Source organism: Ensifer sp. Root1252 (assembly GCF_001425885.1).
GTDB classification, from domain to species: Bacteria; Pseudomonadota; Alphaproteobacteria; order Rhizobiales; family Rhizobiaceae; genus Ensifer; species Ensifer canadensis.
In genome coordinates, this window is sequence record NZ_LMDT01000058.1 from 1 (window position 1) to 25,036 (window position 25,036).

Consider the following 25,036-nt stretch of genomic DNA (forward strand, 5'->3'; position numbering starts at 1 on the left):
CCAAGCGTCAGCGACATCACCTGCTCAACGAGCCCGGTGCACGAACCGCAGGAAGCGGACGCCTTCGTATTGTCTTGTGGCATTTGCTTATATGAGGAGGGTCAACACAGAACTTTCGTCAGGGTGACATCTGGCACTCCGTGATTCATTGCGGCATCCATGGCCTGAGCCCGTTGCGCGACGCGGCTCGTTGCCAAGCCAAATCCAACTTATATACGGTCGCTGTTCGAGACAGCAGCACCAACATCCCGCTTGCGGGCGGACAAGGCTCAGGAGGGCGATACCATTCTACACGAGCGGCCTATTTTTGAGCCAAGCAAATGCTAGGTTCGTCCACCTGGATCCGCCAGGACTGATCGGGTCCTGGAAGACTGCAGAATTCAGTTTGGGTAACCGATCAGGCGGTCTTCATGACCGCTCCCTCGATAACGACGCCGGCATTGACGTATTTCCACAGCGCGACGAGCAGCTTTCGGGCGAGCGCGACGATGGTCGTCTTCTTGAGACGGCCGCCGTTCTGCTTGACCCGATCTCTAAACCACAAGGTGAGCACCGCCTGCGGTTGATGACGCACCCACAGCCAGGCCATCTGGATCATCGTCGTTCGTAACCTTGGATTACCGGATTTCGAAACCCCTTGATCGTGATCGACCGAGCCGCTCTGCCAAGGCGTCGGCGCGAGGCCGGCATAGGCGGCAACCTGTCGTCGATTGTCGAAGTGACGCGACAGCCCCTCCGACCAGAGCACGGCGGCAAACTCCGGCCCGATGCCTTTTAGGGTGAGCAGCATCGCCGGTGCTGGCGAGACGGCCTGTGTAGCAGCGAGCATGGCGTCGCGGGTGGCCTCGACAGCCTTGATCTGCTGGAGCAGCAGTTCCAGCCGATCGAGTTCGCGACCGATCTGCGCCTTCAAGTGTGCCGGCAGCGGACGGCCGTCGCCGGTCTTGCATTCCTCCAGTTGCTTGCGTCGATCGCGGCGCAGCGGCTCGTAGCCGGATACGCCCTGACTGAACAGCAGGCCCTTGATGCGGTTGACGTGCCGTATGCGCTCGTTAGTCAACGCTTGGCGCTCACGCGAAAGGCGGCGTCGATCCTCTTCCTCGGGTGTCGGCACCCGGACCATCGCACACACCCGCGGTTCGCCCCGCTGATAAGCGAGCAATGCGCGAACCAGCGCTTCGCCGTCGATCCTGTCTGTCTTCGCCCGCCGCCGACGGCGCGAGATTGCAATCGAGGCCGGATCGACCACATGGCTTTCGATCCCTTCGGCCTCCAATACGCGATGGATCCAGAAGCCGTCTAGCCCGGCCTCCTGGATGACAACGATCGGAAAACACCGCCCGGTTCGCGCCCGCGCCTTCCTCTTGAGTTCAGCAAAACGCCCCAGCATGCCGGCGACATCGCCGGCCGCCACCGCATGCTTAGACATCTTCTCGCCACCACTCGGCGACAGCGAGGTGATGAGCCATTTAGATTGACTGAGTTCCAACGAGACGAAGATTGCGCCAAGATCAGTCCGGATAGCGGCCGGCGCTTCGGATCGGTGAGCTGCAACGGGCATGCTTGCCTCCAAGGTAGGGTGTTTGTGGTTAAGNGAAGATTGCGCCAAGATCAGTCCGGATAGCGGCCGGCGCTTCGGATCGGTGAGCTGCAACGGGCATGCTTGCCTCCAAGGTAGGGTGTTTGTGGTTAAGSAACCTCACCTTGCCACGGCGCTGGTTGCTATCCACCCTCCTCATAGGATCTACCTAATTCCGTAAATGTCAGCGTTGGGTACGAGGACGCCGCTGGGCGGATGTGGTGCGGTGAGAGGTTCTTTGGCGAACAGGCAGTTTGGGCCAGGGAAGTAGTTCAGCCCGGATCGACGAGGCTAGCAAATCTAGGGTGCTCGAATTTTGATCCGAGACTAATGTTGTGCTTCGTAGGCCTCCGCGGAGGGCAGCCATTCCGCCGCAACGGCCAGAGCCGATTGAATTTCCGGTGCCCGCTAACCGCGGGTTCGATAGAGCGTTCGATACCATCAACGGGGTATCCGGTTCGCCCTCACACCGCTGCTGGATAGCTTCGTGCGCGCTAATATCTTTGGCCGGTGGGTTGCCCTTCGAGGAACAGCTTGGATCGAACCCACGCAATTGAACTTATCGACGTGGCACGCAATACAGTGCTCCGGGGTTATGACCTCCACATCTTCCCATTTGACGACAACCCTAAATCCGGATGCGAGACGTCGTTCGCGGACGAAGACAGCGAGCAGATCCTGTCGGTACTCATGCACATTGCCGAAAAGACCGTTCGGCTCGATGAGGTTGCCAAAGCAGAAACGAGACCAAAGGCGTGGCCAACCGGCCTCTTCTGGTTCTCCGATGATCAGAAAACTTGCTTTGCCCACGAAGCAATTGGCCAAAGGGCATTCGCGGATACGCCTTATGCTCCATTGGCCGAGGGTTGGCGGAGTGCGAGCAAGTATTCAAGCTCCGTCGAGGGGCCGAGGCCCTAAACCGGCCGCGTTGCAACTCATTCGGGCGGCCCCCCATCGCCCGAGCACTTCGCAGGAAATGCCTAAGACGGTGACGGAACAGTGGTACCCGGAGGGCGGTCGCAGATCCTGGTACTTGTCGGGCCATGACATTCGCCTATGGCGCGCAACTCGAGCAACGAACTCTGAAACGCCACTTGGGCTGTCAGCGCAGATCGTGTCGGATGGTTTTCGCAAGCGAACACAGTTCTCCCAGCCGGGCCACATATACTTATGGCGACCAGAACGCTCATCGCGCCGACTACGAGCTATCCCGCGTCGCATGCGAGATCGGCGACGCGCCAGATAACTCCTTGAAGTCTGCATCCATGTCGATCCGCAAACGCTCGGTGAACGTCCCCAGGGCGCGCTTGAGGACCGACAAATTTTGACTATAGGTGATCCTTGTGCCAGACTTCTCGCCTCGGATAAGGTGGGCGCTACGAAGAATCCCGAAATGGGAGTCAATGTGGGCTTGGAAAGCCTGAAATGACGCGCGATCTCGCCCGCGGTCATCTCACGCTCCCGCAGCAGAACAAGGATTTCACGTCGCGTCGGGTCAGAGAGCGTCTTGAAAACGCCATCCATGTTTTTACTCACAGCTTTGAAAACGATAAGTAGCGCCGGCGTCCACAACTTCCCCAATCGTATGAACTTGAATCTGTTGGACTGTTCCCGATACGGGCGCGGTCAGAACACTTGCTCGCTCGAAAAGCTCTGCCTTTGCGAGTTCCTGGCGGAGCGCCGCTGCGATACGGCGTCGTTCGAAATAGAGACGACTTTTCCGGAAAGGGTGCCATATCGCGTATAAGGGAAGGCATCGAGCTTGATCCTGACCTCCTGTCCCTCGCGAACAAAGCCTTTGTCCTTGTTCAGAAGCGTTCCGTCGAGCTCATAGTGCATGCCGTCTGGGACAACGGTCATCAACTGCTGTCCGGCCTGCAGCCACGTGCTGAAGTAGGGTTTAGATCGCCGGTTTGCCTTCGGCGGGATATTGGCGAGTGCTCCCTTCTCACGAAGAGACGCGAAAGTTGCCGGTTTGGTTCAACCAACTCTGTGACGTTCTTGTCGACGAAGGACTGCCGTGCCGAGGGCCTGGCGGCTGAGATTAGAACTCTCGACTTCAGCTTGGAAAAGAAGCGCTCGATCAGGTTGCGCTCCCGGTAGTCATAGGCCTTATCTGCCAGCACGATTGCTCTGGCTGCAATGTGACCGAGTAGATTGTCGGCAGGCCTGCCCGTCATGACATTGCAGGTCGTGAGCCCGCCGCGTGATCGACCGAGACAATGATCTCGATCCCCCTTTTTGCCGTCGCGGCCTGTCGGTGCGCCCGGACGGAAGTGCTGTCGATCATCTGGATATCGCCGTCATGTGCGACGGTGATCGCATCCATCATCCGATCCCACACGCCGGCCTTTCGCCATCGCACGAAGCGGTTGCAGCAAGTGGTGCGCGGGCCATAGCGATCGGGCAGATCGCGCCACGGCGCACCAGATCGCAGTACCCAAAAGATGCCGTTCAGCACTCGGCGGTCATCGACACGCGGCACGCCTCTGGGCTTGTTGGGCAACAGGGCTCGATAACGCGCCACTCAAAGTCGCAGGTTGTATCGGCTCATCCCGATGTTGAATCAGATATGCGCCTGGCAGGAAACAGCCCTCGTCGCAAAAATCGGCTAGATCAGCGCAATCAGATGACGCCGTGCCTCCGAAGCTCGGCGTCCTCATCGCCAGTGATCCAGCCAAACACCTTGCATCGACCATTGGCCAGGCGCGTCAAATACACATTTGTGAAGTCGATCGCCTTCTGGCTTCCATCGCTGTTGTAGGTGGCCCGCCAATCCACGTGCACAAGCGCGTGCATTGCGTCGATCTCCTCGGCACGCAGGTCCACGACCTCCATCCGTTGAGCGCCGATCTTGCGATTGCGCGCGAAGCCCGTAGCAAGCGCCTTCTTGAAATCCTCGTCCTTCTTGCCGGCCATAACGCCTGCGGGAGAAGACCCAATAAATGCATCATCATAAAGATCGCTGATGGCGGCCATGTCCCGCTCGCCGAGGAGCGCCGCGTTCGTCTCACTCTCATAGCGACCAAAAAGGTCTCTAATTGCCTGCTCCATCGCCAACCTCGCTAAAATGCCTCTATCCGTTCACGCCCTTGCCCCTCAACGCATTCCGGCATCGATGTTATTATCGACCAAAGCAGCATGCATCGTTTGCATGCCAATCCTGTCATTCCGATTAATGGGTTCACGGCCTAGTTAGCGTCTGGAGCAGTCTTCCGCTGTTGTCGTGCTTACAGTCGGCCAGTAGGGTCCTGATAGTCGCCTGCGTGTCGTTCTCCTTCTCCAAGTTGGAGTATTTCAGTGATCTGTAATTTCAGTTTGGCGGCCGCATCACCACGAATGTTCTTAATTATGTTCCGACAACAGGAGGAGACAACAACGGTCGATGTCGTGAACGGACGAGAGAAAGTCGTTCGGCAATGTAGCGCCGCCGCGATCTTGTCTGCCCTCGCTGCCTTCATCGTAGGATCGAAGGGCACGAGCGACCAACTCTCCCTCGCCGCGAACACGCGCATGGGAGCGTCCGTCTACTCAATGAACGTTGCACTTTGGGAGAAGAAGTTGTTTGGCGTTGTCTACGACGACTTGCAACTTGTCGCATTCCGGTAGGTTCTTCTCGGCAACGCGTTCCTGGATGGCAGTCAACATCCAGCCGGCCGCTTCCACCCTCCCTGCTTCTTTGTGCGCTCTAAAAAGCTCGAGGCAGGCGACAATTCGCGGTCGAGCCGAGCCATCTTGGGGCGGGATTGCTGCCGCCAGCGCTTGAGCATCGATATACGCTTCCGAAATGCGCCGCCGATTGTCCGGATCGCTGTGGAGTATGACGCCAAGCGTAAAGACGAGAGTCTCCAAAAGATCATCTGTTTCTTTTTCGACGCTGAATCTGGGCATTCTGAGCCTCACTTGCTTTCACGTGCTCGCAGCAAAACTATACCGAGCTCCATCGAAAGAAACCACCAAAGATTGTGATTGGCTTTCAGAACCGGTTAGTAGACTCGCGTGACGAGGCCGACAATCATCGTCGCACGAGCAGCAAGTCGGGCTGACGCCGCAGGGCCTCGCCCGCCGGCGGTGCTTTATTTGCGAGAAGTATGGTCCCTTGCAGTCGGCGGCCGACCGTCACGGCATCGGTCGGATGAATGTGCGAGCTCCGCCGTTTCGCCGGCGCTAAATCAATTGGGGTGTCATACAGGAACCAGCACGGTTCCACGGCGTTGACGATTAATCCGATCCAAGGCGGCGACCGAGAATACCGTCATGGTCGCGGACATCATCTTTCAGGGAGACGAGCGATGGTAAGCAATGCTTTGAAGGCCCTCTTGGGGGTACTGGCTGTGGCGGGTTATCAGAACCGGGACAAAATCGGTGAGCTGCTGAAGGGTCTTCGAAACCCGTCAGAACCCGGAGTCGCTGGCCAACCGCAATCGGGCGGCGGACTGGGTGATCTACTCGGCGGACTGGCGGGCGGCGGCCAGACGGGCACGGGTGGTCTGGGAGGCCTTGGAGGGCTGTTTGGTGGCGAAGCTGCCGCAGGAGGTGGTCTCGCCGGAAGCCTTGGGGAGTTGCTGCGACAGTTTCAAGAGAAGGGTCACGGCGAGACGGCCAACTCATGGGTCCAGCCCGGCGAAAATAAACCGGTCGACAACCGCGAACTATCCGAGGTGCTTGACCCAGAAGTCCTTAACGACCTCTCGGCGAGAACAGGGCTCTCACCCCAGGAAATACTAAGTCGGTTGAGTCGCGCACTGCCAACCGCCGTTGATGATCTGACTCCCAACGGCCAGCTACCGTTTGATGACGATGACGAAACAGATGCGCTGGCGTCGGTTCCGCCCGTGAAGCCTCAAATGATTTGAGAGCAGACCAGCATGCAAAGATTGCGACGCGCGATCAGGCCAATAATGAGGATGGAGCGGCAAAATACAGCGGCGGTCGCGCCTTACGATATCGAACGCGAACGCCTGCAAGCGTCGCGAAACGGACGCGCATTTTAGTTCGCGTCCGAAGGCCAAACTTGATGTCGGTCCTTATCGTCGGGGGTCAGGTCAGCCGTCCTACTGCGGCCCGTTTGCCTTTACCAGGATGCTTCAAGAAGCCGAGAATTTTACCGCAACGCCGCGCTGCCGGAAGTAGACCTACCTAGTTGTTTAAGCGAATTGTACCCTTAGTCGCCTTACTGCTGTCGCCTGCCCCAGCATCCAGCTTGGACACGTTCACTGGCCGCGCCTCAGTGATCGACGGAGACACGATAGAAATCGCCGGCAAACGTCTACGACTACACGGCGTGGATGCGTTGGAAAGCTGGCAAGGATGTTCCGATGGCGCCACCTATCGGTGCGGAAAGACGGCGACGAACGCGCTCGATCGATACCTTGCCGAGCTGACCAATCCGCTGCGACGTGATCGACCGCGATCGGTATCAGAGACTCGTCGGCGTCTGCTTTCACGCCGACGGCCGGGAGGTAAATCGCTGGTTGGTCGAAAGTGGTAACGCTCTGGACTGGGCACAGTACATCCGTGGGAAGTGCGCGACTGCGGAGAAAACCGCTCGATCATCGAGCATTGGTATATGGCGCGGCGACTTCCAACTCCCCTGTGAGGCACGAGCCGAACGCTTTGGACACACACTTGTTGAGTAAAGTTCGAGGTGATGAGCGATCTACGCTCAGTCGTCGTAATTCACCATGACGGGAGCTTGATCAATTGCTATGCCGTCCTTAGAACCGTTCTGTGGGGCCTGTAGCTCAATGGTTAGAGCCGTCGGCTCATAACCGATTGGTTGCAGGTTCGAGTCCTGCCGGGCCCACCAAAATTGTTCATCGTCACATCAACCTGGATTGTTGTCCCTCAACTCCGGATTCCTCGCCGCCGTCGACTCGATGGGCCATAGTTCTTCAAAGGGCGTGACGTCGGGCCGGCGGATTAAGATCAAGCAAGAATTCGATTCAATTCAGCGGGGAGTTTGTCGATCAAGCCTTTGACGTTATCCGCGGCTACTTCAAGAGCTCGTGCGATGAGTTCCACAAAATGAGTGACGGCTCCTTTACCTGCACTGTCGTCAACCGGGGCATAAAGGGTGGGCGGAAAGCACACATCACGGTTCACAACAGCAAAGGCGGGAGGCATCACTTCGGTGACATCAACTACGTGTTCGAAGCCCATGCGGACACCAGCACTTCGAACGGCCCGATCCGTGTATCCGCCGATGACTACAACATGTTCCTAACGCTAGGCTTTGGCGGCCTCATGGGGCGCGGCGATGCCAAGTATGACGCGCAGCAGGCGGCGGAGGCCCTGTGGTCGGAATTCATCGGGCATGCGGGAACCGAATATGACTAATCTCAAGCGTTCCCATGCCTCAATTGCGAATATCGTTTCGAAGTCGAAGTTATAACGTCGAAGGCAAAGCCGGAAGTGAATCGGAAGGCTAGCCCGGTTTCCGCGGTGGCGCGTCCGCAATGCCGGCGGACAGATATGCGTGATCTCGGGTTTGCAGATATATGTCGATGGTCAGAAGAATCTGGACCACGACATGCTCGCGTCTGTTAATCGTATCGACAGCAACGGACACTACGAACCGAAGAACGTCCAACTCGTTTGCCAGTTCGTGAATTTCTGGAAGTGCCCGCAGGGTCGCAAATCGACTTCGGTCGGCGGGATAGCTAGGCTCGCTTCCCTCGCGGAATGCTTTGAGGCGCCTCGGCTCTAGGACGGGATTTCGCCTGCTGTTGACGAGAAGAACGGCAGCATCCATCTAAGAAGAGATGAAAAAGCAGAAAGAAAATGACGGTCCGGAACTTATCAAGACGTGGCAACTGCCTACGGCATTGACGCTCGGGTCCGCCGTTCGGGCAAAAGGCATTTTGCAGGAAGTTCGCGCTCGCCTGTCTTCTGCGGTTCGGAAGTGCCTAGACCTTGACGGCGGTGTGCTGACCTTGACCATGGCGGAGACTTCGAGAGCAACCTTCCGCATGACTTCGACTGCGGTCACCGACTTGCTCGCCAACATGGCAGGTCTTCCCGTCATTCCCCGGGAAATCGAAGATATCCTGACGATCTCGACAACCGAACGCCGCCGCTGGCTGGAGGATGGCCGTCTGCCTTCAGCAGGAACACGTACCGTGAGGCTGAACGGCCGCGCGCGTCAGATCACCTTTCACGTATTCGATCCGGATGTGGTGGTGGAAATCCTCGACCGCGGCGCCGTCGACGAATGGCGCGAGGAGGATTCGGCCGCAGCTGCGGAAAACAGGAGGCGGTCTACGCTCAAGGCGAAGCTCACGCGATCCCTAAAGAAGGGGAAGGAGGGTAAGCCGGCGCGGCCGGACGAATCCGGAACTTCTCCACTGCGAGGCTGGGACGAGTTCAATTCCGACGGCTTCCTGAAATAGCGCCCACGGCGAGGCAGTGGCGGCAGCCCTGCGGAGCCTGTCGTTCCCTTTCAAATATCCAAGGCGTCTGCCGGGATGCCGGGTAGGTGCTCTCACGAATTACTGATGACCATTAGTCAGCGGCTTCTTCGACCGCCTTGGCTGCTTCCAAGTGCCTTCTCCGGCGCAGCTTTCGGCGATGGTAATCTGGACGCCCGCGCGACCGCCTCGCGACGCATCTCCAGGGCATCCTCGATGATCGGCGGGATCTCGTCGCGGGCACGTATCCTTTGGATGCGTAACCGAAGAATTCCTGACTGGGCCGCCTCTTCACGCTCTTGGAGGAGTTCAAGGACTCTTGCGATCCATGGCAGTTCTTCTGAAAGGGTGTCGGACAGCGACATTGACTTGTAACGGTTCACCAGGGCGCCGCTGATCCAGTACCAATTCTCTGCGGGAGCCAGCATCCAAGCATCGATGAATGCAACTGGATCGATTGCCGCCAAGACCGGGAGGGCGGCCAATGGATCTGATCCTGCATTGCTATGACAGGCGCGCTCGAAGAACGCCGTAGTCCTTGCGCTAAGCAAGGCCATCAGTTCTGCCCCTTTCTGCGGGAAAGTGGACTTCAACGCCCTGCGTCGTGCTTCATGGACGTATGCATCGATTTCCTGGAACTCCGCTCGATAGGCATCTTCCACCCAAAACCCGATGCCTTCCGCGGCTTCGCGCCTCCCAGCCGGCCTGCCGTACCATACGCTTTCGATCTCCTCTATTCGGCCTTGACCTTCCAGGTCGTCCACATAGGACTTGCACTGGGCCAAGACCTCCGCACGACTGTCACTAATCAGACCATGCTCGGCCATCATAAAACGAAGCGCGAAATGATGCAGGAGGTCGCCGTGCTTTTCGATCTTCCTGCTTTCGAACTCTTCCAGCATCGAATCCTGCGCGGCTCTTGCTCGGTCCTCGGGGAGACTTTCGAAATCCATGAACATACGCCACGCGGGTACATTGCCAAGCGAGGCGAAATGAGGGTCGCAGTCGAGTGAGGATTTTATTGCCTCTTCATCGAAGCGACCCGCGAACAGGATGTCGTCGAGAACTCCGTCTTTGAGGAGCGTACCGGAAAGGTCGAAAGCGGGATATCTGTCTTGAGCTTTGCCGAAAGACGATCTTTCGACCTCTTCGTTACCTCGGCGATTCACACGTGCGACGGGGTCCCGCATTCGGGCCCCTGAACGATCCTTGATCTCCGCCTGCGTGACATTGCCCATCCGAACTTCCAGCGACAGCGCAGTGAACAGCCTGACGAGATCGGCCATTGCGGTGATGTTGTTCAGATGTTCGGCACGAAGGGTCGCGCGGAGCCGACATAGGTCATCCAACGTATGCCGAAGGTTTCTCAGGGACGCGCAGCCGGAGGATTTGAAGATGCCGATGATCTCGGAACGATGCTGCGCAAGGAATAGAGCGTCCACCTCAAGGTCGTGACGTCGTGCAAATGCATCGAAGGCACTCTCGATCTGCACCGACACCCGGATTGTCTGACCGAATACCTTCTCCTTGATTGGCCCGAGGCCCGCCACCTCGTCATCATGGGCGATCACTACAACTCGGCAGTTATGATGCTCAACATAGCGGTTGATGACGCCAAGGACGTCGTTGATCGGCAGTTTGCATCGCTCGAGATCATCAAAGATGATGACGCGATCGGTCTCCACGTTATTTCCGACCAGTGCTCCGACAATAGCCGAAGGAAGTCCCTTGGTTCCGACCGTTCCGAAGCCTCCGGTCGAAATGTTGATGCCGTCTCCGAACGCTGCGATCTTCTTCAAACGATCCTTCGTCGGATACATTGCGGCGAAGACGGCTGCTCGTATCTCATCGGCAGATTGGAGACCGAAAAGGCTTAGGTAGTAATACTCCTCGGGAAGGAGCGCGCTCGTGACCTGGTGTGTCTTCCCTGATCCCCAAGGACCGGTGACGAGCACGGCGAACCCTGGCTCAATCGCACTCTTGTAGTGATCCAGGTACGACGTCAGGTAGGATTCCACGCGTTGACCGCCGACCCCATGGCGATGCGGCGCGTTCCCTGAGCCTTTGATACGCCGCATCAATCCTGTCGTCATACCTTCACCCATCATTCCCGACTCCGTCCAATCTGCAAGTAGCATCGGGAGGCAGAACACAAGTTGCAACCGGAACTTCATACTTAGGGACGGATATGTTGTGCGCAAGCGGCTTGCTTTAATGGAAATTCCGCGCCCTTACCTTCAACGTGTCGATATGCAAATCCCTGACGCGGATGTCCCTTGCCTCCGGCATAGGCTCCGGCCGATCCTAGACATGCCCTCCCGGAGATCCATGGGCGAACTCATCTCCACGTCCGGTCGGAAGCTTGAAGTCAATGTCGCGGTCAGCCAGCGCCGACAGATCCCCAGAGAGATCAAGTAGCTGCTGCGCGACGAGATGGACGACTTCGCCTTCGCGTTCGAGCTCGCGCCCAGGACGACGCGCCGTCGTTTTTCAAACAGCGTCGGCCAGACGACGACGTTCGCGACCCCCGTTTCGTCTTCGATGGTAATGAAGATCACGCCCTTGACTGAACCTGGCTTCTCCCTCACCAGCACCAGCCCGTCGGCGTACACCCATCTCCCATCGCGGGTGTTCATAGCCTCCTCGCAAGTGACGATGTTCCGCTTCTCGAGATCCCTGCGCAGGAACGCGATTTGCTGGCGGAGGGTCAGTCCGGTGTGGCTGTAGTCCTCGAAGAGGTTGTGTCCGTCGGTCATCTGTCGAAGCGAGACCTCCGGTTCCAGCTGTTCGGCGATCGTTCGCTCCTCGCGCTCGGCGGCGGCCGCGAACAACGGCAGGGGTTCATCCCGCCGCGCCTTTATCGCCCACAGGGCATTGCGGCGTTCGAGCTTCAGCGATGACCGGAACGCATCCGCTTCCGCGAGTTGGACAAGCGCTTCGGCAGGAACACCGGATCGCCGCACATATCATCGACACTCTCGAAATCCGTCATCAGCCGAACAGATGAGGCCCTTACCGACCGTCAGAAACGCGAGAGCTTTGACGCGCGGAGAGCAATCCTCTCGGAGCATGTAGGTCACCTCAAATTCTTCGAGGTCCCGATCGTCCTTCTCTCTTTCTTCATTTGGGAGGGACCAATAAATGGAATCTGACATTTCAAGCGCATCCCACTTTATGGCGTTGAAGTAGGAGTACGGAGTTTCATTCTCACGAACTGGCCTCTCAGCAAAGTACCCGAGACGCCGGATTTCCGTTGCGAGAATTGCCCACGCACAATCAACCGTTTCAATCGCCTCATCGAGGACGGTACCGAGGCGGCAATCCCACTTACGATCGAGGCGTCCGTGTCGCTCCAACTCCTCCGCGACCCCATCTTTGCACTGCATCTGCATGCCTCCCCGCCTTGATTGTTCAATTGTGAGGCGACCGGCGGATCGGCGCAAGCAAGGTGCGTTACCGCCATTTAGGATTACCGGCGCCATCTTTTTGGGTTCGAAACTCGTGAATGCGGACCTCATCATCCGTTCATCCGAAGGCGCAAACTGCATCAAGAGGGCGCAGACTTGTGATACATTCGTCGAAAGGCGGCGACCAAACCGAACCCACTGGTTCCAAGGCTTCCACCGCCGTTCTCCGTGCTCGACAATCATGCTCCGGTTGCCGTAGCACTTAGTCCGAAAGCAGCCGGTAGCACGCGCCGCGCTTGTCAACGATCCAGTCGCTTAGCGCCGGAGAACGTTCGGAGAGTGACGACGCATGACCTTTCACCATTCCTACCGACAGCAGCTCATATGTCGCGAGCACAAAGCTCGCGCGTCGGAACGACGCCGCCGGTCAGTAGCGTCTATGATGAAGGGACCAGCATGCCTATCCACTCTACCTCTGAACTCAACGCTCTGTGGGCGTCCTCCCACTCGGTAGTCAATCTCGAGCTCGCGCCTTCGTACCTGGCGTTCAACCTCGCCCTGTATCATGAACACGTCAGTGCGTCTGGCGGAAAGCTCGATGGAAATGCGTTCGTCGTCGACAGCAACGGCGTCCATCTCGCTACCATTCCGGCTCGCAACTACTCGCGCAATGCGGTCGTGGTGCCACTGGCTCCTGGCCTCCCTGCCGCGCACGCAATCGGAGTAATCGGCATCCCCTTCGAGCGCGAGGCGCTTGAGTTCGCGTACTTCATGGTCAAGGCCTATGGCGATACCGCATGCCGTCTCGCCACCAGCGCCAAGTCGAGCAGGCTGTTCGTGACTTCGTGAACTTGGCGCGCGCCTGCGAAGGCTCGTTTCCTGGGGTTGCCTCCTGATTCCAACTTGCCGCGGCGTCTGTTGATGCCGCGGCAAGTAGCTTCACATTTTGGGCTGGCATGCGTTCCGATGAGGACGTGCGCCAAGCGAGCGCAGAGGCGTCCAGCCTTTGGCTTGGCGAGACCACCCGCCTCATTTTCATGTTGCGAGCTTGTGAAATCCGGGTGACCATTGAATAAACCGATAGGAAATGCCCAATGAATTACACGATCACAGGGGCCGCTTCGCCTTCAAAATTCTCCGTTCCCGCCGGCAGCGGTTCAACCATTTACCGGGCGAAGATTCTGACGACCGCCCCTGACATTGCAATCTCCGTCGCGGGCGACGAAATAAGAACATTTGTAGACTCAATCGAGGTAACAGGGGGCCAGCAATTGTCGCTGGTTGACGACCATCGAGAACAGGTTCTGGCGGCGGTTACGCCGCTGCTGGATGGTTTCACGAGCGCTACCATTTTTGGTCGATGGATTACCGCGGGTTTGATGGAACCTTATGCCATCGAACGGGTCGACCCGCTGGGAAGAACAAAGCTCCAAGGCTACGACCTCAGTATTTTCAAACATGACGAAGATCCCATGACCGGATACGAGGTCTCATTTACGGACGAAGACGGAGAGCAGATCATGTCCGTGTTAATGTCCCTCACCGAAGATCGACTGGTGTTCGACGAAACTGCTGCGCTAAGATCGAAGGGGTGGCCCGTTGGATTTTTCTGGTTCTCGGAAGACCAAGAACACTGTCTGGCCTACAGAGCGATTGGGCACCGGGCGTTCTCAGAAACGCGGTATGCTCGTATCGCAGAGGAAGTGGAAAAAGCTCGTCGACAAGCCGTCAAAAGGGCCACTGACGTTCGAGCACAAGGCGTCGCGAACATGTAGGCAGAAGACCTGTCCTAATGGGCGACCGGTTAAGGCAGCAAGTCTCGTACCAGTGATTGCTTCCGTTTCAAAGCCTCGCCCTTGTCGCGCACTGAATTGCCCAGCCATCGAGTACGTTTCCCATAGTTCAATCTGACCCGCATTTACCTGTTGCGGGCTTGCGAAATCCGGGTGACCATCGAGTAACAAACAGGAAATTGTAAGTGAACTATGTGATTACAGACATCGCGTCCGCGGCGACATTTGGTGCTGCTACAGACAGCCGGCCCACGAGCTACTGGGCGAAATTTCTCCTGCCCGGTCCGGATGTCGCAATCTCCGTTACGGACGAAGGCGTACAGACGTTTGTGGATACGGTCCCAGTCACGGAGGGAGCGCAACGGGCGTTTGTTGCCTACCATCAACGGGAGATCCGGCACGCCGTGACGCCGCTGCTGACTAGTTTCGTACGCGCTACTATCTTTGGCCGGTGGGTTGTCATTCGAGGAACTTCTTGGATCGAACCCTACGCAGTTGAACTGGCAGACGAGGCGGGCAATACAGAGCTCCGCGGCTACGACCTCCATATTTTCCCATCTGACGACGACCCTCAATCCGGCGGCGAGACGTCGTTCACAGACGCAGACAACGAGCAGAGGATGTCAGTGCTCATGGGCATCACCGAAAAGATCGTTCGCTTCGATCAGGTTGCCAAACGCGAAACGAGACCTAAGGGGTGGCCAACCGGGCTTTTCTGGTTTTCCGATGATCAGAAAGCTTGCTTCGCGTACGAAGCGATTGGCCAACTAGCATTCGCTGAAACGCCCTATGCTCGACTGGCTGCGGATTGGCGGAGTGCGAGTAACTCTTCGAGTTCCGTCGAAGGGCCGAGGCCCTAACCGGTTGCGCTGCAATTCATTGAATGGCTTTCACCGCGGGGGCGCTTCACGGGAACGGCTAAGACGCGGTGAAGCAACAGTGGTGCCAGAAGGGGAACCGGGGATGTCACCCGCCATGACAATCGCATTGTCGTACAAATGCGGCTGGCTCGCGCCGGCTTACCCTAGAAGACACCCAAGTTAGCGTGTGGGGAAGATGCAATTACGAAACCCTGCCGATAGGAATTTCAACATACGGAGCGAAGGGGGAGTGAGTGCACGCGGGCACCCGCTATTTCGCCAGAGTCGCTGAAGGGCGCGGCCTTCAAGGAAAGTTCAAAGTGCCGAATTAGTTCGCACGATCTACCACTGTATACACGGCACCAGAGATCATACTCGCCCTAAACTTTGCCTCGGAGAGGTCTCCAGCCCGCACAGCGTCAACCATGTGCTCAAGGTCTTTGCGACAGCGCTCCTGTCTGAATACCGCAGCGACATTCTCTGAGGTTGCCTTTGTTCCGAGGAAGCCGAGGTCGGCGCACACTACGCTTGACTTAAGACGGCCCGCACGCCTGCGAAACTTGATGCCCGTGTCAGATACTTCGAGCATCTCTACCGCCTGCACTGGAAGCTCGTTTACGTGATTGCAAAAGGCATCCACTGCCGCGCGTGCCTCGGGGCTCGAAACAGGTTGCGGAAGCGGAGGCGGAGGTGGAGCGAATTGAAGAGTATATCCGCCAAGACGAATCGAACGAGACTTTTTCAAACGAGGGTTCCTTCAAGGGCCTATGATACTATAGTCATTCGGGATTTCGTCGGCCGCAAGCACGATCTCGGCTATCTCGCTGTAATCTTAAAAAATCTCGTTAACGGAAACAATTCTCTGGGTAAGTGCCTTAACGGCGCCGGCGGATCACGCTGACGTATTTTTTCGCGCCGCTTTGGTTAAATAGGCTCTTGCAACAAATACCTGATCTGGTCGGCGACGTATAAACCAGCCGCTGTTTAGCGTCGAGCGGCCGATTCCTTGACCGTTCGAGTTGAAAGCTGGGCCGCGTCGATGAATGCCCTCGGCCCTGCCTAGACTGTTGATCGTCTCGGCGAGGGCGTTGTCGTAGCAGTCGTCGACGAAGATCAATGCCAATCTCAAATGTCCCTCGTCGTATGGAAATGGTTGGAATTTTTGGTCACGGCTCCTGCACCGGATCAAATTGCAACCTGCGCGGGCCATGTCCGTCGCCGACGTCTACGCTGCAATATCGTTCCTCGCTGCGTACACCGCCCATTCACAAGTTTTCATATTGAGCGCGTGAAGGGCAGATTGCGCTCCCACCAGAAATCCTGAAACATCCCGAGCCGCCAAACTGATTGCCGAGTAGCGCTCATAAGCGTGCTTCGCTGCCAGCACTGTATTTTTATCGTCCCAATCACGCGCCTCTTTTGCCCGAAGGTGCTCGGTTTCCGCCGCTGTCTCCGCTTCCCGAAGCGCGAGAAGGATGGAGTCAGCTTCCTTCGTGACAGCCCTAAGCGTTGCCTCTGCCTTGTTGAAAAGCGCCCTCGTTTCCATGATCTCTCCTATTGCCATGAGGTATGGTGGTTCCGCTTCAAAACTTGTGTCAAGCGATATCTGAGGGTGTGGTCGACCGCCTCTTTCCACCGTTGAAGGATCGAGAACCTTTTGCGCCGATGAATTCCGGTTCAGCTAAGTCCAAATAGCCGATGCGTCCAGCCTGATTTACGCGGAACTTTACCTGACGGCGAGCGGCTCGACCTGAAAGGAACGCCGACCGGACGCCTGGATTGAAGCGTGTATTCAGAAGGCCCCGGGCTTGGTAGTCGTGCACAGCCCAGTTTGCAACCACCGCGTCAGCCACGCCGTTACCAAACCTAGTATCTGATTCCCGTTTTGTTCTTTTGGCCTCTTCCGCCGACACGAGGCGCGCACGAAGCGGTCCTCTTCCATTTCAAGTCTGGTGGCCTCGTAATCCTCGGCAAGTGCTGCCAAGGCTGTAATCCAGGCCTCGAGGGTCTCAGCGTCGTGGTTCATTTGGATCTTCTGCGCGGCTATGTCGATCGCCTTCATCACCACTCCCAACTCCCCTTGCGCCGTCCCGCCGCCGGGTAGGTCAGCAATGAAAGTAATTGCTGGGTTATGGGGATCTGGCCCCGGCGTTGAATACGAGCCTATGCTGTAATTGCCATATTCATCCGTCCGAGAAAGTTGCTGGATCGGAGTGTCACAGGATCAGTTTGCAACCAATTAACACGGTACCCGCAAAGGGGTTGATTGCGAACTCTGCCGCGTGGGATCGTTGGGGGTATCCCTTTCCGCCTCAGCCAACTACACCCAGACGGGCCCCCACAGATTCACCTTGAGTGAAACCAAATATTAACCACGCCCCACGAATGTGTGCCAAATCCAGATGAAGTAACTCCGGATTTCCTTGCACATCTCGACCAAAATAAATACACAAACGAGACCGAAACCGAGAGGCACTCTTATGAGACCTACGAGCATAACGATAGAGAAGCGGGCTGGCCGCTACACGACTCTCTAGTCCGGTATGCTCTACCGCGACTTGAGATCGCGGCCAACCCTCGAATGCGCATCTTAACGCTGAGGGAAATCGGTTGAAGACCATCATTACTACATCGTCTGATTTCTGCCACTGGGCTCGCCCCGAAGCGCCACGTGCCTCGATTTCCGCGGCGCGCGTACACCGCTGCACGGCTGAGATCGCTACTTCGCGACTCGCTGCCTTCGTCCTTTCAAACAACTTCTACACCGAGCTTCCCGTCGCTACACGCGCCGGGGTAATGCCCTCCTTTGTATTCCTTCCGCGCCCCATACGCCTGTCGGCGTAGTCGTCGAGCCCGCACAAAGCGGAACCGACGGCTCTCTACAACCGTCTGAGAACAAAGGAGTTCTCGGACCGCTTGCGCACGGAAAAGGGGCGTCGAATGAAGGCGAAGGCAGTACTGCGCTTCATGAAAGAGCAGCAATTCGGTTTTGACCGAGACAAACTTGAGGAAGTCCCCGCGGCCCTGGCACCCGACAAGGTGACTTCAGGTCGCGATCAGACAGTCAACTTCCTGGATGAGGACGGCGTTCCGGCACATGACGTCTTGTGGATTCCCCCCAAGCGCTCGACGGGAACCCGTCAACCTACCCCGCGCACCCAAGGGCATAGCCGTGGCTATCTCGTCGATCCGGGCACGGAGCGCGCCGTGGGATTCGAAAGTACGCACGAGTTGGCCTGCGCCCTGATGCTGCTTGCCAACCGTGCTGTCGTCGATATCGAGGACCAGCCGCCTGAAGTGGAGTACATGGGTGCTGACGGCAAGGTTCACGGACACACGTTCGACTACCGGGCAACCCTCCGGAGCGGAGCTACCACGGCGATTGCCGTGAAACCGTCCCACCTGGTGGAGAAGACGGGAATCCGCGACGTGCTCAAGCGCGTTCGGCCGGTCTTGAACGGGTTCGCCGACACAGCGATCCTCCTGACCGACGAGCAACTGACGAAGGCACGAGCCTGGAACGCTAAAAACATCCTCCGAGCCCGCCGCTGCCGGAACGACAGCGACTGCAACGAGGTGCGTGACTTCCTGCAGGGTGTCCACGGCACCATCAACGTCTACGACCTCGGGCAGCGCTTCGGCGATTTTCCGTCGGCGATGAACGCAATCTGGTGCCTCATCTACGAACGCACCCTCGTACAGAACAAGCCCGGCAACAAGCTTTGTGACGCGCCGGACGTGCATGTCGCGCAGCGCCCGGCTGAACTTCTCGGACGCCCGCCGCAAGTTGCAAAGTCGACCGTCGAAAAGGTCCGGTAGGCCACCTCCCCTAGAACCTCTGAATCTGCTCGTGAAAGGAGCAAGTGAAATGACGACCACAGATACAATCTATGAGAGCACAAAGCAGAGGCAAATGAACCAGAGCGTGCCTTCTGGCGATCGCACCGGGTTCTTTTCCCAGGAGGAAGAGGCGATGCTTGAAAAGCACGCCTGGATGTACGTTTCGCATAATCGTCCCACTGTGATCGGCCTTTATCACGAGATGGTCGACGAGATGAGGTGTTGGAATGAAGCTCGTGCGACGAACGGCGAACCTCCGCTGCGCGCGCCCTCGCTCACGACCTTTCACCGCCGCGTCAAGGCGCTCCCTCGCGAGGTTGTTACCGTCGGTCGCGGCCTGGCGCGTATGCGTCGCCCACGGCGGGTTGCCAAAGCCCGCTGGGACTTCTTCGGTTCGGCGGAAACCGTGGCAGTCGACTCTGCCAACAGGTTCACCGGTCGAACCATCCAGGTGGCGGTGAATGATCTGGAGCAATCGCTATCCCTGCCCTCGGCAGGCAAACCCGAGTGCCTGGCTGTCGTCGCCGGTCGCGCGCTGATCCCGATCCCCGGCCTCTCCGTGCCGAAGACCTGAAGTGACCTTTGGAACCAAAACTGCCTGATCCCACAGACCAAAACCGAACACATCGAAGGAGACGTAACATGACGATCGCAATCAAGCAGAACACCGCCCCCGTAATTCCCACGTATGACTTCCGCGAGGGCGACGGCTTCGAGTATCGCGGCACCGACTACTGCTGGGAGGCCGAGTTCATCGACGGCCAAACCCTGAAGCGCGTAGACGACCAGCTGCCCGTGTCGTTCACCCACGAGCAGATCCACGAGATGCTCAACGCGCCGCTCGCGCCGATGGTCTACTACAAGGGCCGTTACTCCGCTAAAGGTGTACAGCACGCTGCTCGCCCGCGCGCCCACGTCGGCGATCTTCCGAACGATGAGCAGGAGAAGGTCCTGTTCCGCATCGACTACTGCGAACGCTTTCTGCGTAAGGAGACCACGGATAAGCGTGTCTCCCGTTCTGACCGGAGCATGCTCGTCGCGTTGCGGGAAATCGCCAACGAGCGCTCTGCTGACGTGACGAAGGGCGGCGGCACGCAAACCTATGTCACGAACAAGCGCGAGCCCAGCCCGCGAACTGTCCGTCGTTGGCTGACCATCTACGAAAACGACAATCATCCCCTGGCCCTGTGCCGCGCCTATGGCGCGCCTCGCCAGAACACGCACTTCGACGCCGACGAGACCGAAATCCTCGAACGCTACGCGCTGAAGTACGCCGCCGACGGCAAGCCGAAGATGGTCGATCTTCACGGAGAAATGACCGACGAGATCGACGACCTCAATGCGGAACGCGCTGCCGCAGGCAATCCCCGCAAGTTGCGCACACCTTCCTTGCGGACGTTCCAGAACCGCGTGAATAGCCTCTCGCCGGCTTATCGCGACTACGGCCGTCTGGGCAAAGAGGCTGCCTCCAAGAAATGGAATGCGATCACCAAAGGGTTGGAAATCCTGCGCCCCATGGAGCGCATTGAGATGGACGAGTGGCGGCTCGACCTTCATGTTCTCCTGGCGACTCTCGGCATCTGGCAGAAGATGAGCAAGAAGGAGCAGAAAAAGGTACCGCGTATCCGTCTCTGGGTCACGGCGGCCATCGATGTTGCATCCAAGTGTCTCGTCGCATTGCGTGTCCACCGCCAGGCCCCTTCGGCGATGACCGCGATCGCGACACTTGAGATGACCACGATCGATAAAACCCGGATCGCTCGGCAGTTCGGTTGCCAGGACGCTTGGGACTTCTTCGGTTCGGCCGAGTTGGTCGCCGTCGACTCTGCCAAATGGTTCACCAACCAACCGTTCCGCGTGACCGTCAATGACCTTGGGGCAACATTGTTCTTGCCCCCGGCTGGAAAAGCCTCGTGCCGCGGAACGATCGAAAGCTTCTTCCGCACGTCGAGCAGCCAGGCATTGGTCTTCTTTTCCGGGCGCACCTGGGGCTCCATCGAGGAGAAAGGCGATCGCGATTCGGAAGCTGAGGCCAGCGTCATGTTCGACGCAATCGCCGGCGCCCTGACTCGCTTCTACGTTGACGTCTACCACAACACGCCTCACTCGGGTTTGCACGGTGAGACGCCGCGCGACGCGTGGAAACGGCTTCTTCGTCAGCACAAGGTCATCCCGGCACCCACCGGCAGCCTCCGTCGTCACATCTTCGGCATCAACATGCACCGCGTAATCGATCAGAATGGCGTGCGGTTCATGGGAATCCACTACCAGTCGGTTGCCCTCCAGGCGTTGCGTCGAAACCGCGCGAGCCAAGTGCTCATTCGCGTCGACCACTACGATCTCGGTGAGATTTCGGTCTGGGCTGGTGACGGATGGCTCAGCGTAAAGGCGGTCTACGACGAGTTTCAGGGCATGAGCATCTGGGCATGGACCGCGCTCTGCGGCGAGCTCCGTCGCCGCAACCTTGAAAAGGCGAAGCTCGCGCGTGCGACCATCCGGAAGGCGAAAGAGGCTCTGCGGGCAGAGGGCAAGATCGCGCGTCTCGAAGCAGGCATCGACAACCCGGTCCCGTCGGAATCCCAGTACGAATACTGGGAATCCAAGATGAACATGAACATCGAAGTCACCGAAAAGACGAGCTCCGTTCCGGAGGACTTCGCCAACGGTGCGTCGTTGCCGGAGGACTTCTGGGCGGCGATGGGCATCGAAATCTCCGATGAAGCTCTGCCGGACCCCAACATCGGTTGGAGCGACCCCATGGCTACGCAGCCCGACGACGACGGCATCGAGGAGACCGATCCGCAAGTCGCAACCAACGTGATCGTCGCCGCTGACGCGCCGCCCCGGCGCAGCAAGAAATCGAGCGTAGCTCAAGACTTCGACAGCAAGGAGTAGGTTTGATGACCTCGACGAAGAAGAACGCTCACGCCTTCTCGCGCTTGTGCGAGAAGGCTCCCCAAGAACCTCGGGCCGATGACCGCACCGCAAAACTACGTGTGCACCACATCAGCCTCGCTCGCGAAGGGCGCCTGGATGCGGCGTTCCAGGGTAGTTTCGCCGAAATTCGGCCGGCGGAGGCCAGCCAGAGCTTCCACTGGAAGGACGGTCGCGAAACGAAACCGTTGTTGAGCTTCGAGGCTCCCCCCGCCCTGCACAACAAGCCGACTCGCGCGCGATGGCTTCAAGGCCCTCGGTTCGACGCTGTGCGGCGTGGCGCAAATCTCAGAGCAGCGGGCAACAGACGACCGATGAGCAGGGCAAAACCGTGACCGCCGACGAGCGGCGGCATCCCTAGAAAACGAGTGTGGCTCAAGACCTCAACAGTAAGGAGTAAGGTCAAATGAACTGGACGAACAAGGAAAACGACGCCATCTCGCGCTTCCGCGAAATGATGAGCCCCGAAGAGCTTCAGCTCGCCGATCGGGTTGAGAAGCTGCATGGGCAGTATTTTGGCCTCGATCGCGACGTAAAGCTGAATGCGGCTCTTAAAGCCCTCCAGCGCAGCGTAGCAGCACACCGGCCGGAGGAGGCCACCCGGCCTGATAAACGGCGCATCGTCGTCATCTGCGGCGAATCCGGCGCAGGGAAATCCCGGGCGATTATGCAACACATCCGCAACTTCCCGGCACTACAGCCCTACGCCGATAAGGACGGCGTGCAAGCAAGACCGCTTCTGTGCTTCGAAGCACCCTCGCCTTGCTCGCCAAAACGGCTTGCCTTGGAGGGGCTCAAGGCGCTCGGGTTGCCCATTCGGAACACCGTCAAGGAGCACGAGGCCTGGGACGCCTTCAGGACCGCGCTCCGCACCCATCGCGTCAACATCGTCATGATCGATGAAGCTCAACAGGCTTTCGAGACCTCCAACGAGGTCCAGCGCCAGCTCATCCGGAACACGCTGAAGCATCTGGTTCAGATGCCCGACTGGCCTGTCCGCCTCGTTCTCGCAGGCGTCTCTCCGCTGTTCGAGTTCCTTAGCTGCGACAGACAGTTGCTCAACCGGATGACGCCTGTGCGCTTCGAGAAGCATCGGGGAAAAGCGGCGCGGAAAAAAACCGCCGACTATCTCACGAGGATCATCGTCGAACATGCAGCCATGCAAATGGCAGACGATCTGAACGCAGACTTGGTGCTCCGGCTGCATCACGCGTCCGACGACGAGTTCGGCACGATCCTGCAAACCGTGCGTGGTGCGGTGGAAGTGGCCATGGGCGATGATCGCGACGTCGTCCGCGCGTCCGATTTCGCCGAAACGTACGAGAACATCTCCGGGTGCCTTCCGGACGAGAATGTCTTCGAATGCGCCACCTGGCAGGCCGTCGTTCCCGGGCAGGCGTTGTTACGCCCGGAGGATCGCGAGATCCCGGGCACCAAGAAGCCGAGCCGTAAATCCAAGCCCTTCAAGTTCGGAGATCGCCCATGAACGCGATGTCGCTCGTGCCGTCGCTTCATGGCGACGAAACCATCGCCAGTTTCGCCTCTCGCACCGCCGCCCTTCACGAGTTTCCCGACGCGCGGACCTTCGCGTCGCTGCTGGGGTTTGACTTCGTCGGCCTGTGTCGCGGCCAGGCTGACGATGTCAAGAAGTTCGCCAAGATCATCGGACGGGAAACCGCGGAGCTGCAGGCGTCGCTGACGGTGTTTGACTTTCGATGGTCAATCGCCGTCCGCGGTCACGCACTCTCAAAAGAGTTCGTGGCGTGGAACCAGAACCGCGTCTGCCCAGGCTGCATCAACGATGACGAGGAAACCCTTCCGGGTCGTGCTGGAACCAGAGCGTATTCGAGGCTTGTCTGGCTTCCCCGCTTCGTGCGCGCCTGCCCGGTTCACGGACGCAAGCTCGTCGAAACGGGCGTCTGGAATTGGCTGATGGGCGCGGACTTTTCCGCGCGCCTGCGAACTGGTCGTCGCAGCTTCGACGAATTACAGCGCGCCAGCCACGAGCTCGCGGCTACCGACCACGAACGATATCTGGTTGACCGCTTCCAAGGCGGCCGTCCCTCCGGTCATTGGCTCGACCGCTTCCCGCTGCAGCTGGCGGCTCACCTGCCACGGCTCGTCGGCTTCGCCCAAAACCCGCGGTCGTTCGTCTCCGCGGATCCCTCGGCCCCCGAGCGCGCGGAAGTCGCATCGGAAGGCTTCGCGATCTTGGCCGGCGGCGAGGACGCTTTCCGCGATGTCGTGTTGTCTCTGATCAAGGCGAACTATCGTCCGAGGGAAGAGTTCTGCGCCAAGACGATCTTTGGGAACCTGTCGACCGAGCTGCTCGGTCTTCGGGACCATCCCGGATACGCGGATGCTCTGTCGCTTATTCGGGAAACCGCCGCCGACGTCGTGCCGGTAGGCCCGTCGGATGACTTCCTCGGCACTTCTTTGCCGCGTCGCATGCATTCACTGCATACGGCCGCTCGCGAGTTCGGGCTGCCGTACACCCCCCTGCGAAAGGCCGTCGAAGAGTCCGGGCTAGCCGCCACCGGCGATTTCTGCGGGGTAGTCTTCCCGGTGGCTCCTTTGGCTGAAATCGCCGAAAACCTGCCGGGAAAGACCCCGGAACTGGAATGCGAGATCGCCTCGCATCGCGAATTTCTTGCGGAAGCCGAGTCAGGTTGGGAGACTTCGACGTACCAGCCCAAAGACTTCATCACCCTGGAACGAGCCTACATCAGGTTGAAGGTTACGCCAACGGTTGTCGAGGCCCTGATTGACGACGGCTACCTCTACCAAGCCCGCGTCCCCACCACACACCGATCCTTTCGTATCCGGGCTCGTGATGTCGCGGAGTTTCAAAAAACCTACATCTCGGAAAGCGAGCTTCGGCATTCAAAGAAATTCAGAAACGATTTCGAGGTGAAAATCAAAAAACTTGGTTTGAAGCCCGCAATCTCGAGTGACAGCGTCGGCACAAATTTCTACCGGATCGACCAAATCTAGGCTGTTCAGAAAAGCGCAAAATTGACCTGGCATTTTGCCGGGTCTTTTTTTATGTGTGTAAAATGGGCCAATCTAGGGTTCATTTTGGGCATTCGGCGTTGCTGATTTTGAATCGGGCGTCTATTTTCTTAATGAAATCAATGGCAAAGAAAACGCTGTGAGGCAGAGTTAGTTGCTTTCAGCACGACCTCTGTTGCCCGACCAAGAGAATGGACCTATG

General features: G+C 58.2%; 24 protein-coding genes, 1 tRNA gene and 3 pseudogenes. 16 read left to right on the top strand and 12 right to left on the bottom strand.

Going from position 1 to position 25,036, the window contains the following annotated elements; translation table 11 throughout:
• Window positions 1–397: 397 nt before the first annotated feature.
• Window positions 398–1,561, bottom strand: a complete 1,164-nt coding sequence (locus ASD02_RS34870) for an IS110 family transposase (RefSeq protein WP_025431442.1) — start codon at window positions 1,559–1,561, stop codon at window positions 398–400.
• A 552-nt stretch (window positions 1,562–2,113) separates the two neighbouring features.
• On the opposite strand from ASD02_RS34870, the gene ASD02_RS39450 reads away from it, so the two are divergent.
• On the top strand, window positions 2,114–2,497 hold the full coding sequence (locus ASD02_RS39450) for a hypothetical protein (RefSeq protein WP_057220088.1): 384 nt from the start codon (window positions 2,114–2,116) through the stop codon (window positions 2,495–2,497).
• Here the strand turns inward: ASD02_RS39450 and ASD02_RS40275 are convergent.
• Window positions 2,468–3,058 carry an ArsR family transcriptional regulator gene (locus tag ASD02_RS40275; RefSeq protein WP_244494341.1) on the bottom strand — a complete coding sequence of 197 codons (591 nt, stop codon included), beginning with the start codon at window positions 3,056–3,058 and terminating at the stop codon, window positions 2,468–2,470. The genes ASD02_RS39450 and ASD02_RS40275 overlap by 30 nt on opposite strands.
• Between ASD02_RS40275 and ASD02_RS40490 the strand changes: the two genes are divergently transcribed.
• A complete protein-coding gene (locus ASD02_RS40490) occupies window positions 3,005–3,136 on the top strand; it encodes a hypothetical protein (protein WP_277996372.1) in 132 nt (43 codons plus the stop codon). The two genes, ASD02_RS40275 and ASD02_RS40490, sit on opposite strands and share 54 nt — an antisense overlap.
• 69 nt (window positions 3,137–3,205) lie before the next feature.
• On the opposite strand, the gene ASD02_RS34880 is transcribed toward ASD02_RS40490, so the two are convergent.
• The 4 genes and pseudogenes from ASD02_RS34880 to ASD02_RS37870 form a co-directional block, all read right to left on the bottom strand.
• Window positions 3,206–3,439 carry an HlyD family secretion protein gene (locus tag ASD02_RS34880; protein WP_057220089.1) on the bottom strand — a complete coding sequence of 78 codons (234 nt, stop codon included), beginning with the start codon at window positions 3,437–3,439 and terminating at the stop codon, window positions 3,206–3,208.
• 335 nt (window positions 3,440–3,774) lie between these two features.
• Window positions 3,775–4,106 (bottom strand): annotated as a pseudogene (locus ASD02_RS34885) (IS5 family transposase); the annotation flags it as partial.
• Window positions 4,107–4,204: 98 nt separating this feature from the next.
• On the bottom strand, window positions 4,205–4,633 hold the full coding sequence (locus ASD02_RS34890; RefSeq protein WP_057220090.1) for a nuclear transport factor 2 family protein: 429 nt from the start codon (window positions 4,631–4,633) through the stop codon (window positions 4,205–4,207).
• A 477-nt stretch (window positions 4,634–5,110) separates the two neighbouring features.
• Window positions 5,111–5,470 carry a hypothetical protein gene (locus tag ASD02_RS37870; RefSeq protein WP_082555712.1) on the bottom strand — a complete coding sequence of 120 codons (360 nt, stop codon included), beginning with the start codon at window positions 5,468–5,470 and terminating at the stop codon, window positions 5,111–5,113.
• Between the two features lie 401 nt (window positions 5,471–5,871).
• On the opposite strand from ASD02_RS37870, the gene ASD02_RS34900 reads away from it, so the two are divergent.
• From ASD02_RS34900 to ASD02_RS34920, 5 genes and pseudogenes are all read left to right on the top strand, one after another.
• Window positions 5,872–6,435: a YidB family protein gene (locus ASD02_RS34900; protein WP_057220092.1), complete on the top strand. Its 564-nt coding sequence runs from the start codon at window positions 5,872–5,874 to the stop codon at window positions 6,433–6,435.
• Between the two features lie 287 nt (window positions 6,436–6,722).
• Window positions 6,723–7,218, top strand: a pseudogene (locus ASD02_RS37875) (thermonuclease family protein).
• 94 nt (window positions 7,219–7,312) lie between these two features.
• A tRNA-Ile gene (locus tag ASD02_RS34905) sits at window positions 7,313–7,388 on the top strand.
• Window positions 7,389–7,606: 218 nt separating this feature from the next.
• Window positions 7,607–7,918 carry a hypothetical protein gene (locus tag ASD02_RS34910; RefSeq protein ID WP_057220093.1) on the top strand — a complete coding sequence of 104 codons (312 nt, stop codon included), beginning with the start codon at window positions 7,607–7,609 and terminating at the stop codon, window positions 7,916–7,918.
• Window positions 7,919–8,343: 425 nt separating this feature from the next.
• Entirely contained in the window at window positions 8,344–8,970 is a 627-nt protein-coding gene (locus ASD02_RS34920; protein ID WP_057220095.1) for a hypothetical protein, read from the top strand.
• A gap of 116 nt (window positions 8,971–9,086) precedes the next feature.
• Here ASD02_RS34920 and ASD02_RS34925 read toward each other — a convergent pair whose 3' ends face one another.
• From ASD02_RS34925 to ASD02_RS39075, 3 genes and pseudogenes are all read right to left on the bottom strand, one after another.
• A complete protein-coding gene (locus ASD02_RS34925) occupies window positions 9,087–11,096 on the bottom strand; it encodes a hypothetical protein (protein WP_156408538.1) in 2,010 nt (669 codons plus the stop codon).
• Between the two features lie 103 nt (window positions 11,097–11,199).
• Window positions 11,200–11,986: pseudogene (gene dnaE2 / locus ASD02_RS34930) on the bottom strand (error-prone DNA polymerase); the annotation flags it as partial.
• Complete coding sequence (locus ASD02_RS39075; protein ID WP_057220098.1) at window positions 11,955–12,380, bottom strand: hypothetical protein; 426 nt, start codon at window positions 12,378–12,380, stop codon at window positions 11,955–11,957. The pseudogene dnaE2 and the gene ASD02_RS39075, both read right to left, overlap by 32 nt.
• Window positions 12,381–12,851: 471 nt before the next feature.
• On the opposite strand from ASD02_RS39075, the gene ASD02_RS34940 reads away from it, so the two are divergent.
• From ASD02_RS34940 to ASD02_RS34950, 3 genes are all read left to right on the top strand, one after another.
• Window positions 12,852–13,244, top strand: a complete 393-nt coding sequence (locus ASD02_RS34940; protein WP_057220099.1) for a hypothetical protein — start codon at window positions 12,852–12,854, stop codon at window positions 13,242–13,244.
• A gap of 245 nt (window positions 13,245–13,489) precedes the next feature.
• The gene (locus tag ASD02_RS34945) at window positions 13,490–14,170 is read left to right on the top strand and encodes a hypothetical protein (RefSeq protein ID WP_057220100.1); all 681 of its coding nucleotides are present in this window, start codon (window positions 13,490–13,492) and stop codon (window positions 14,168–14,170) included.
• 203 nt (window positions 14,171–14,373) lie between these two features.
• Window positions 14,374–15,048, top strand: coding sequence for a hypothetical protein (locus tag ASD02_RS34950; RefSeq protein WP_057220101.1), 675 nt, complete (start codon window positions 14,374–14,376; stop codon window positions 15,046–15,048).
• Window positions 15,049–15,940: 892 nt separating this feature from the next.
• On the opposite strand, the gene ASD02_RS38870 is transcribed toward ASD02_RS34950, so the two are convergent.
• The 3 genes from ASD02_RS38870 to ASD02_RS34965 form a co-directional block, all read right to left on the bottom strand.
• The gene (locus tag ASD02_RS38870; RefSeq protein WP_156408539.1) at window positions 15,941–16,171 is read right to left on the bottom strand and encodes a hypothetical protein; all 231 of its coding nucleotides are present in this window, start codon (window positions 16,169–16,171) and stop codon (window positions 15,941–15,943) included.
• A 102-nt stretch (window positions 16,172–16,273) separates the two neighbouring features.
• The gene (locus ASD02_RS34960) at window positions 16,274–16,594 is read right to left on the bottom strand and encodes a hypothetical protein (protein ID WP_057247440.1); all 321 of its coding nucleotides are present in this window, start codon (window positions 16,592–16,594) and stop codon (window positions 16,274–16,276) included.
• Window positions 16,595–16,840: 246 nt separating this feature from the next.
• Window positions 16,841–17,110: a hypothetical protein gene (locus ASD02_RS34965; RefSeq protein ID WP_057220104.1), complete on the bottom strand. Its 270-nt coding sequence runs from the start codon at window positions 17,108–17,110 to the stop codon at window positions 16,841–16,843.
• A gap of 878 nt (window positions 17,111–17,988) precedes the next feature.
• Between ASD02_RS34965 and ASD02_RS34970 the strand changes: the two genes are divergently transcribed.
• The 6 genes from ASD02_RS34970 (at window position 17,989) to ASD02_RS34995 (ending at window position 24,816) form a co-directional block, all read left to right on the top strand.
• Window positions 17,989–18,867 carry a hypothetical protein gene (locus tag ASD02_RS34970; protein ID WP_057220105.1) on the top strand — a complete coding sequence of 293 codons (879 nt, stop codon included), beginning with the start codon at window positions 17,989–17,991 and terminating at the stop codon, window positions 18,865–18,867.
• Between the two features lie 94 nt (window positions 18,868–18,961).
• Window positions 18,962–19,462, top strand: coding sequence for a hypothetical protein (locus tag ASD02_RS34975; protein WP_156408540.1), 501 nt, complete (start codon window positions 18,962–18,964; stop codon window positions 19,460–19,462).
• A gap of 68 nt (window positions 19,463–19,530) precedes the next feature.
• The gene (locus ASD02_RS34980) at window positions 19,531–21,783 is read left to right on the top strand and encodes a Mu transposase C-terminal domain-containing protein (RefSeq protein WP_057220107.1); all 2,253 of its coding nucleotides are present in this window, start codon (window positions 19,531–19,533) and stop codon (window positions 21,781–21,783) included.
• 5 nt (window positions 21,784–21,788) lie between these two features.
• Window positions 21,789–22,157 (top strand): hypothetical protein, encoded by a 369-nt coding sequence (locus tag ASD02_RS34985; protein ID WP_057220108.1) that lies wholly within the window; start codon window positions 21,789–21,791, stop codon window positions 22,155–22,157.
• A 71-nt stretch (window positions 22,158–22,228) separates the two neighbouring features.
• On the top strand, window positions 22,229–23,308 hold the full coding sequence (locus tag ASD02_RS34990) for an ATP-binding protein (RefSeq protein ID WP_057220109.1): 1,080 nt from the start codon (window positions 22,229–22,231) through the stop codon (window positions 23,306–23,308).
• On the top strand, window positions 23,305–24,816 hold the full coding sequence (locus tag ASD02_RS34995; RefSeq protein WP_057220110.1) for a TniQ family protein: 1,512 nt from the start codon (window positions 23,305–23,307) through the stop codon (window positions 24,814–24,816). The genes ASD02_RS34990 and ASD02_RS34995 overlap by 4 nt, the downstream gene beginning before the upstream one ends.
• Window positions 24,817–25,036: the final 220 nt, after the last annotated feature.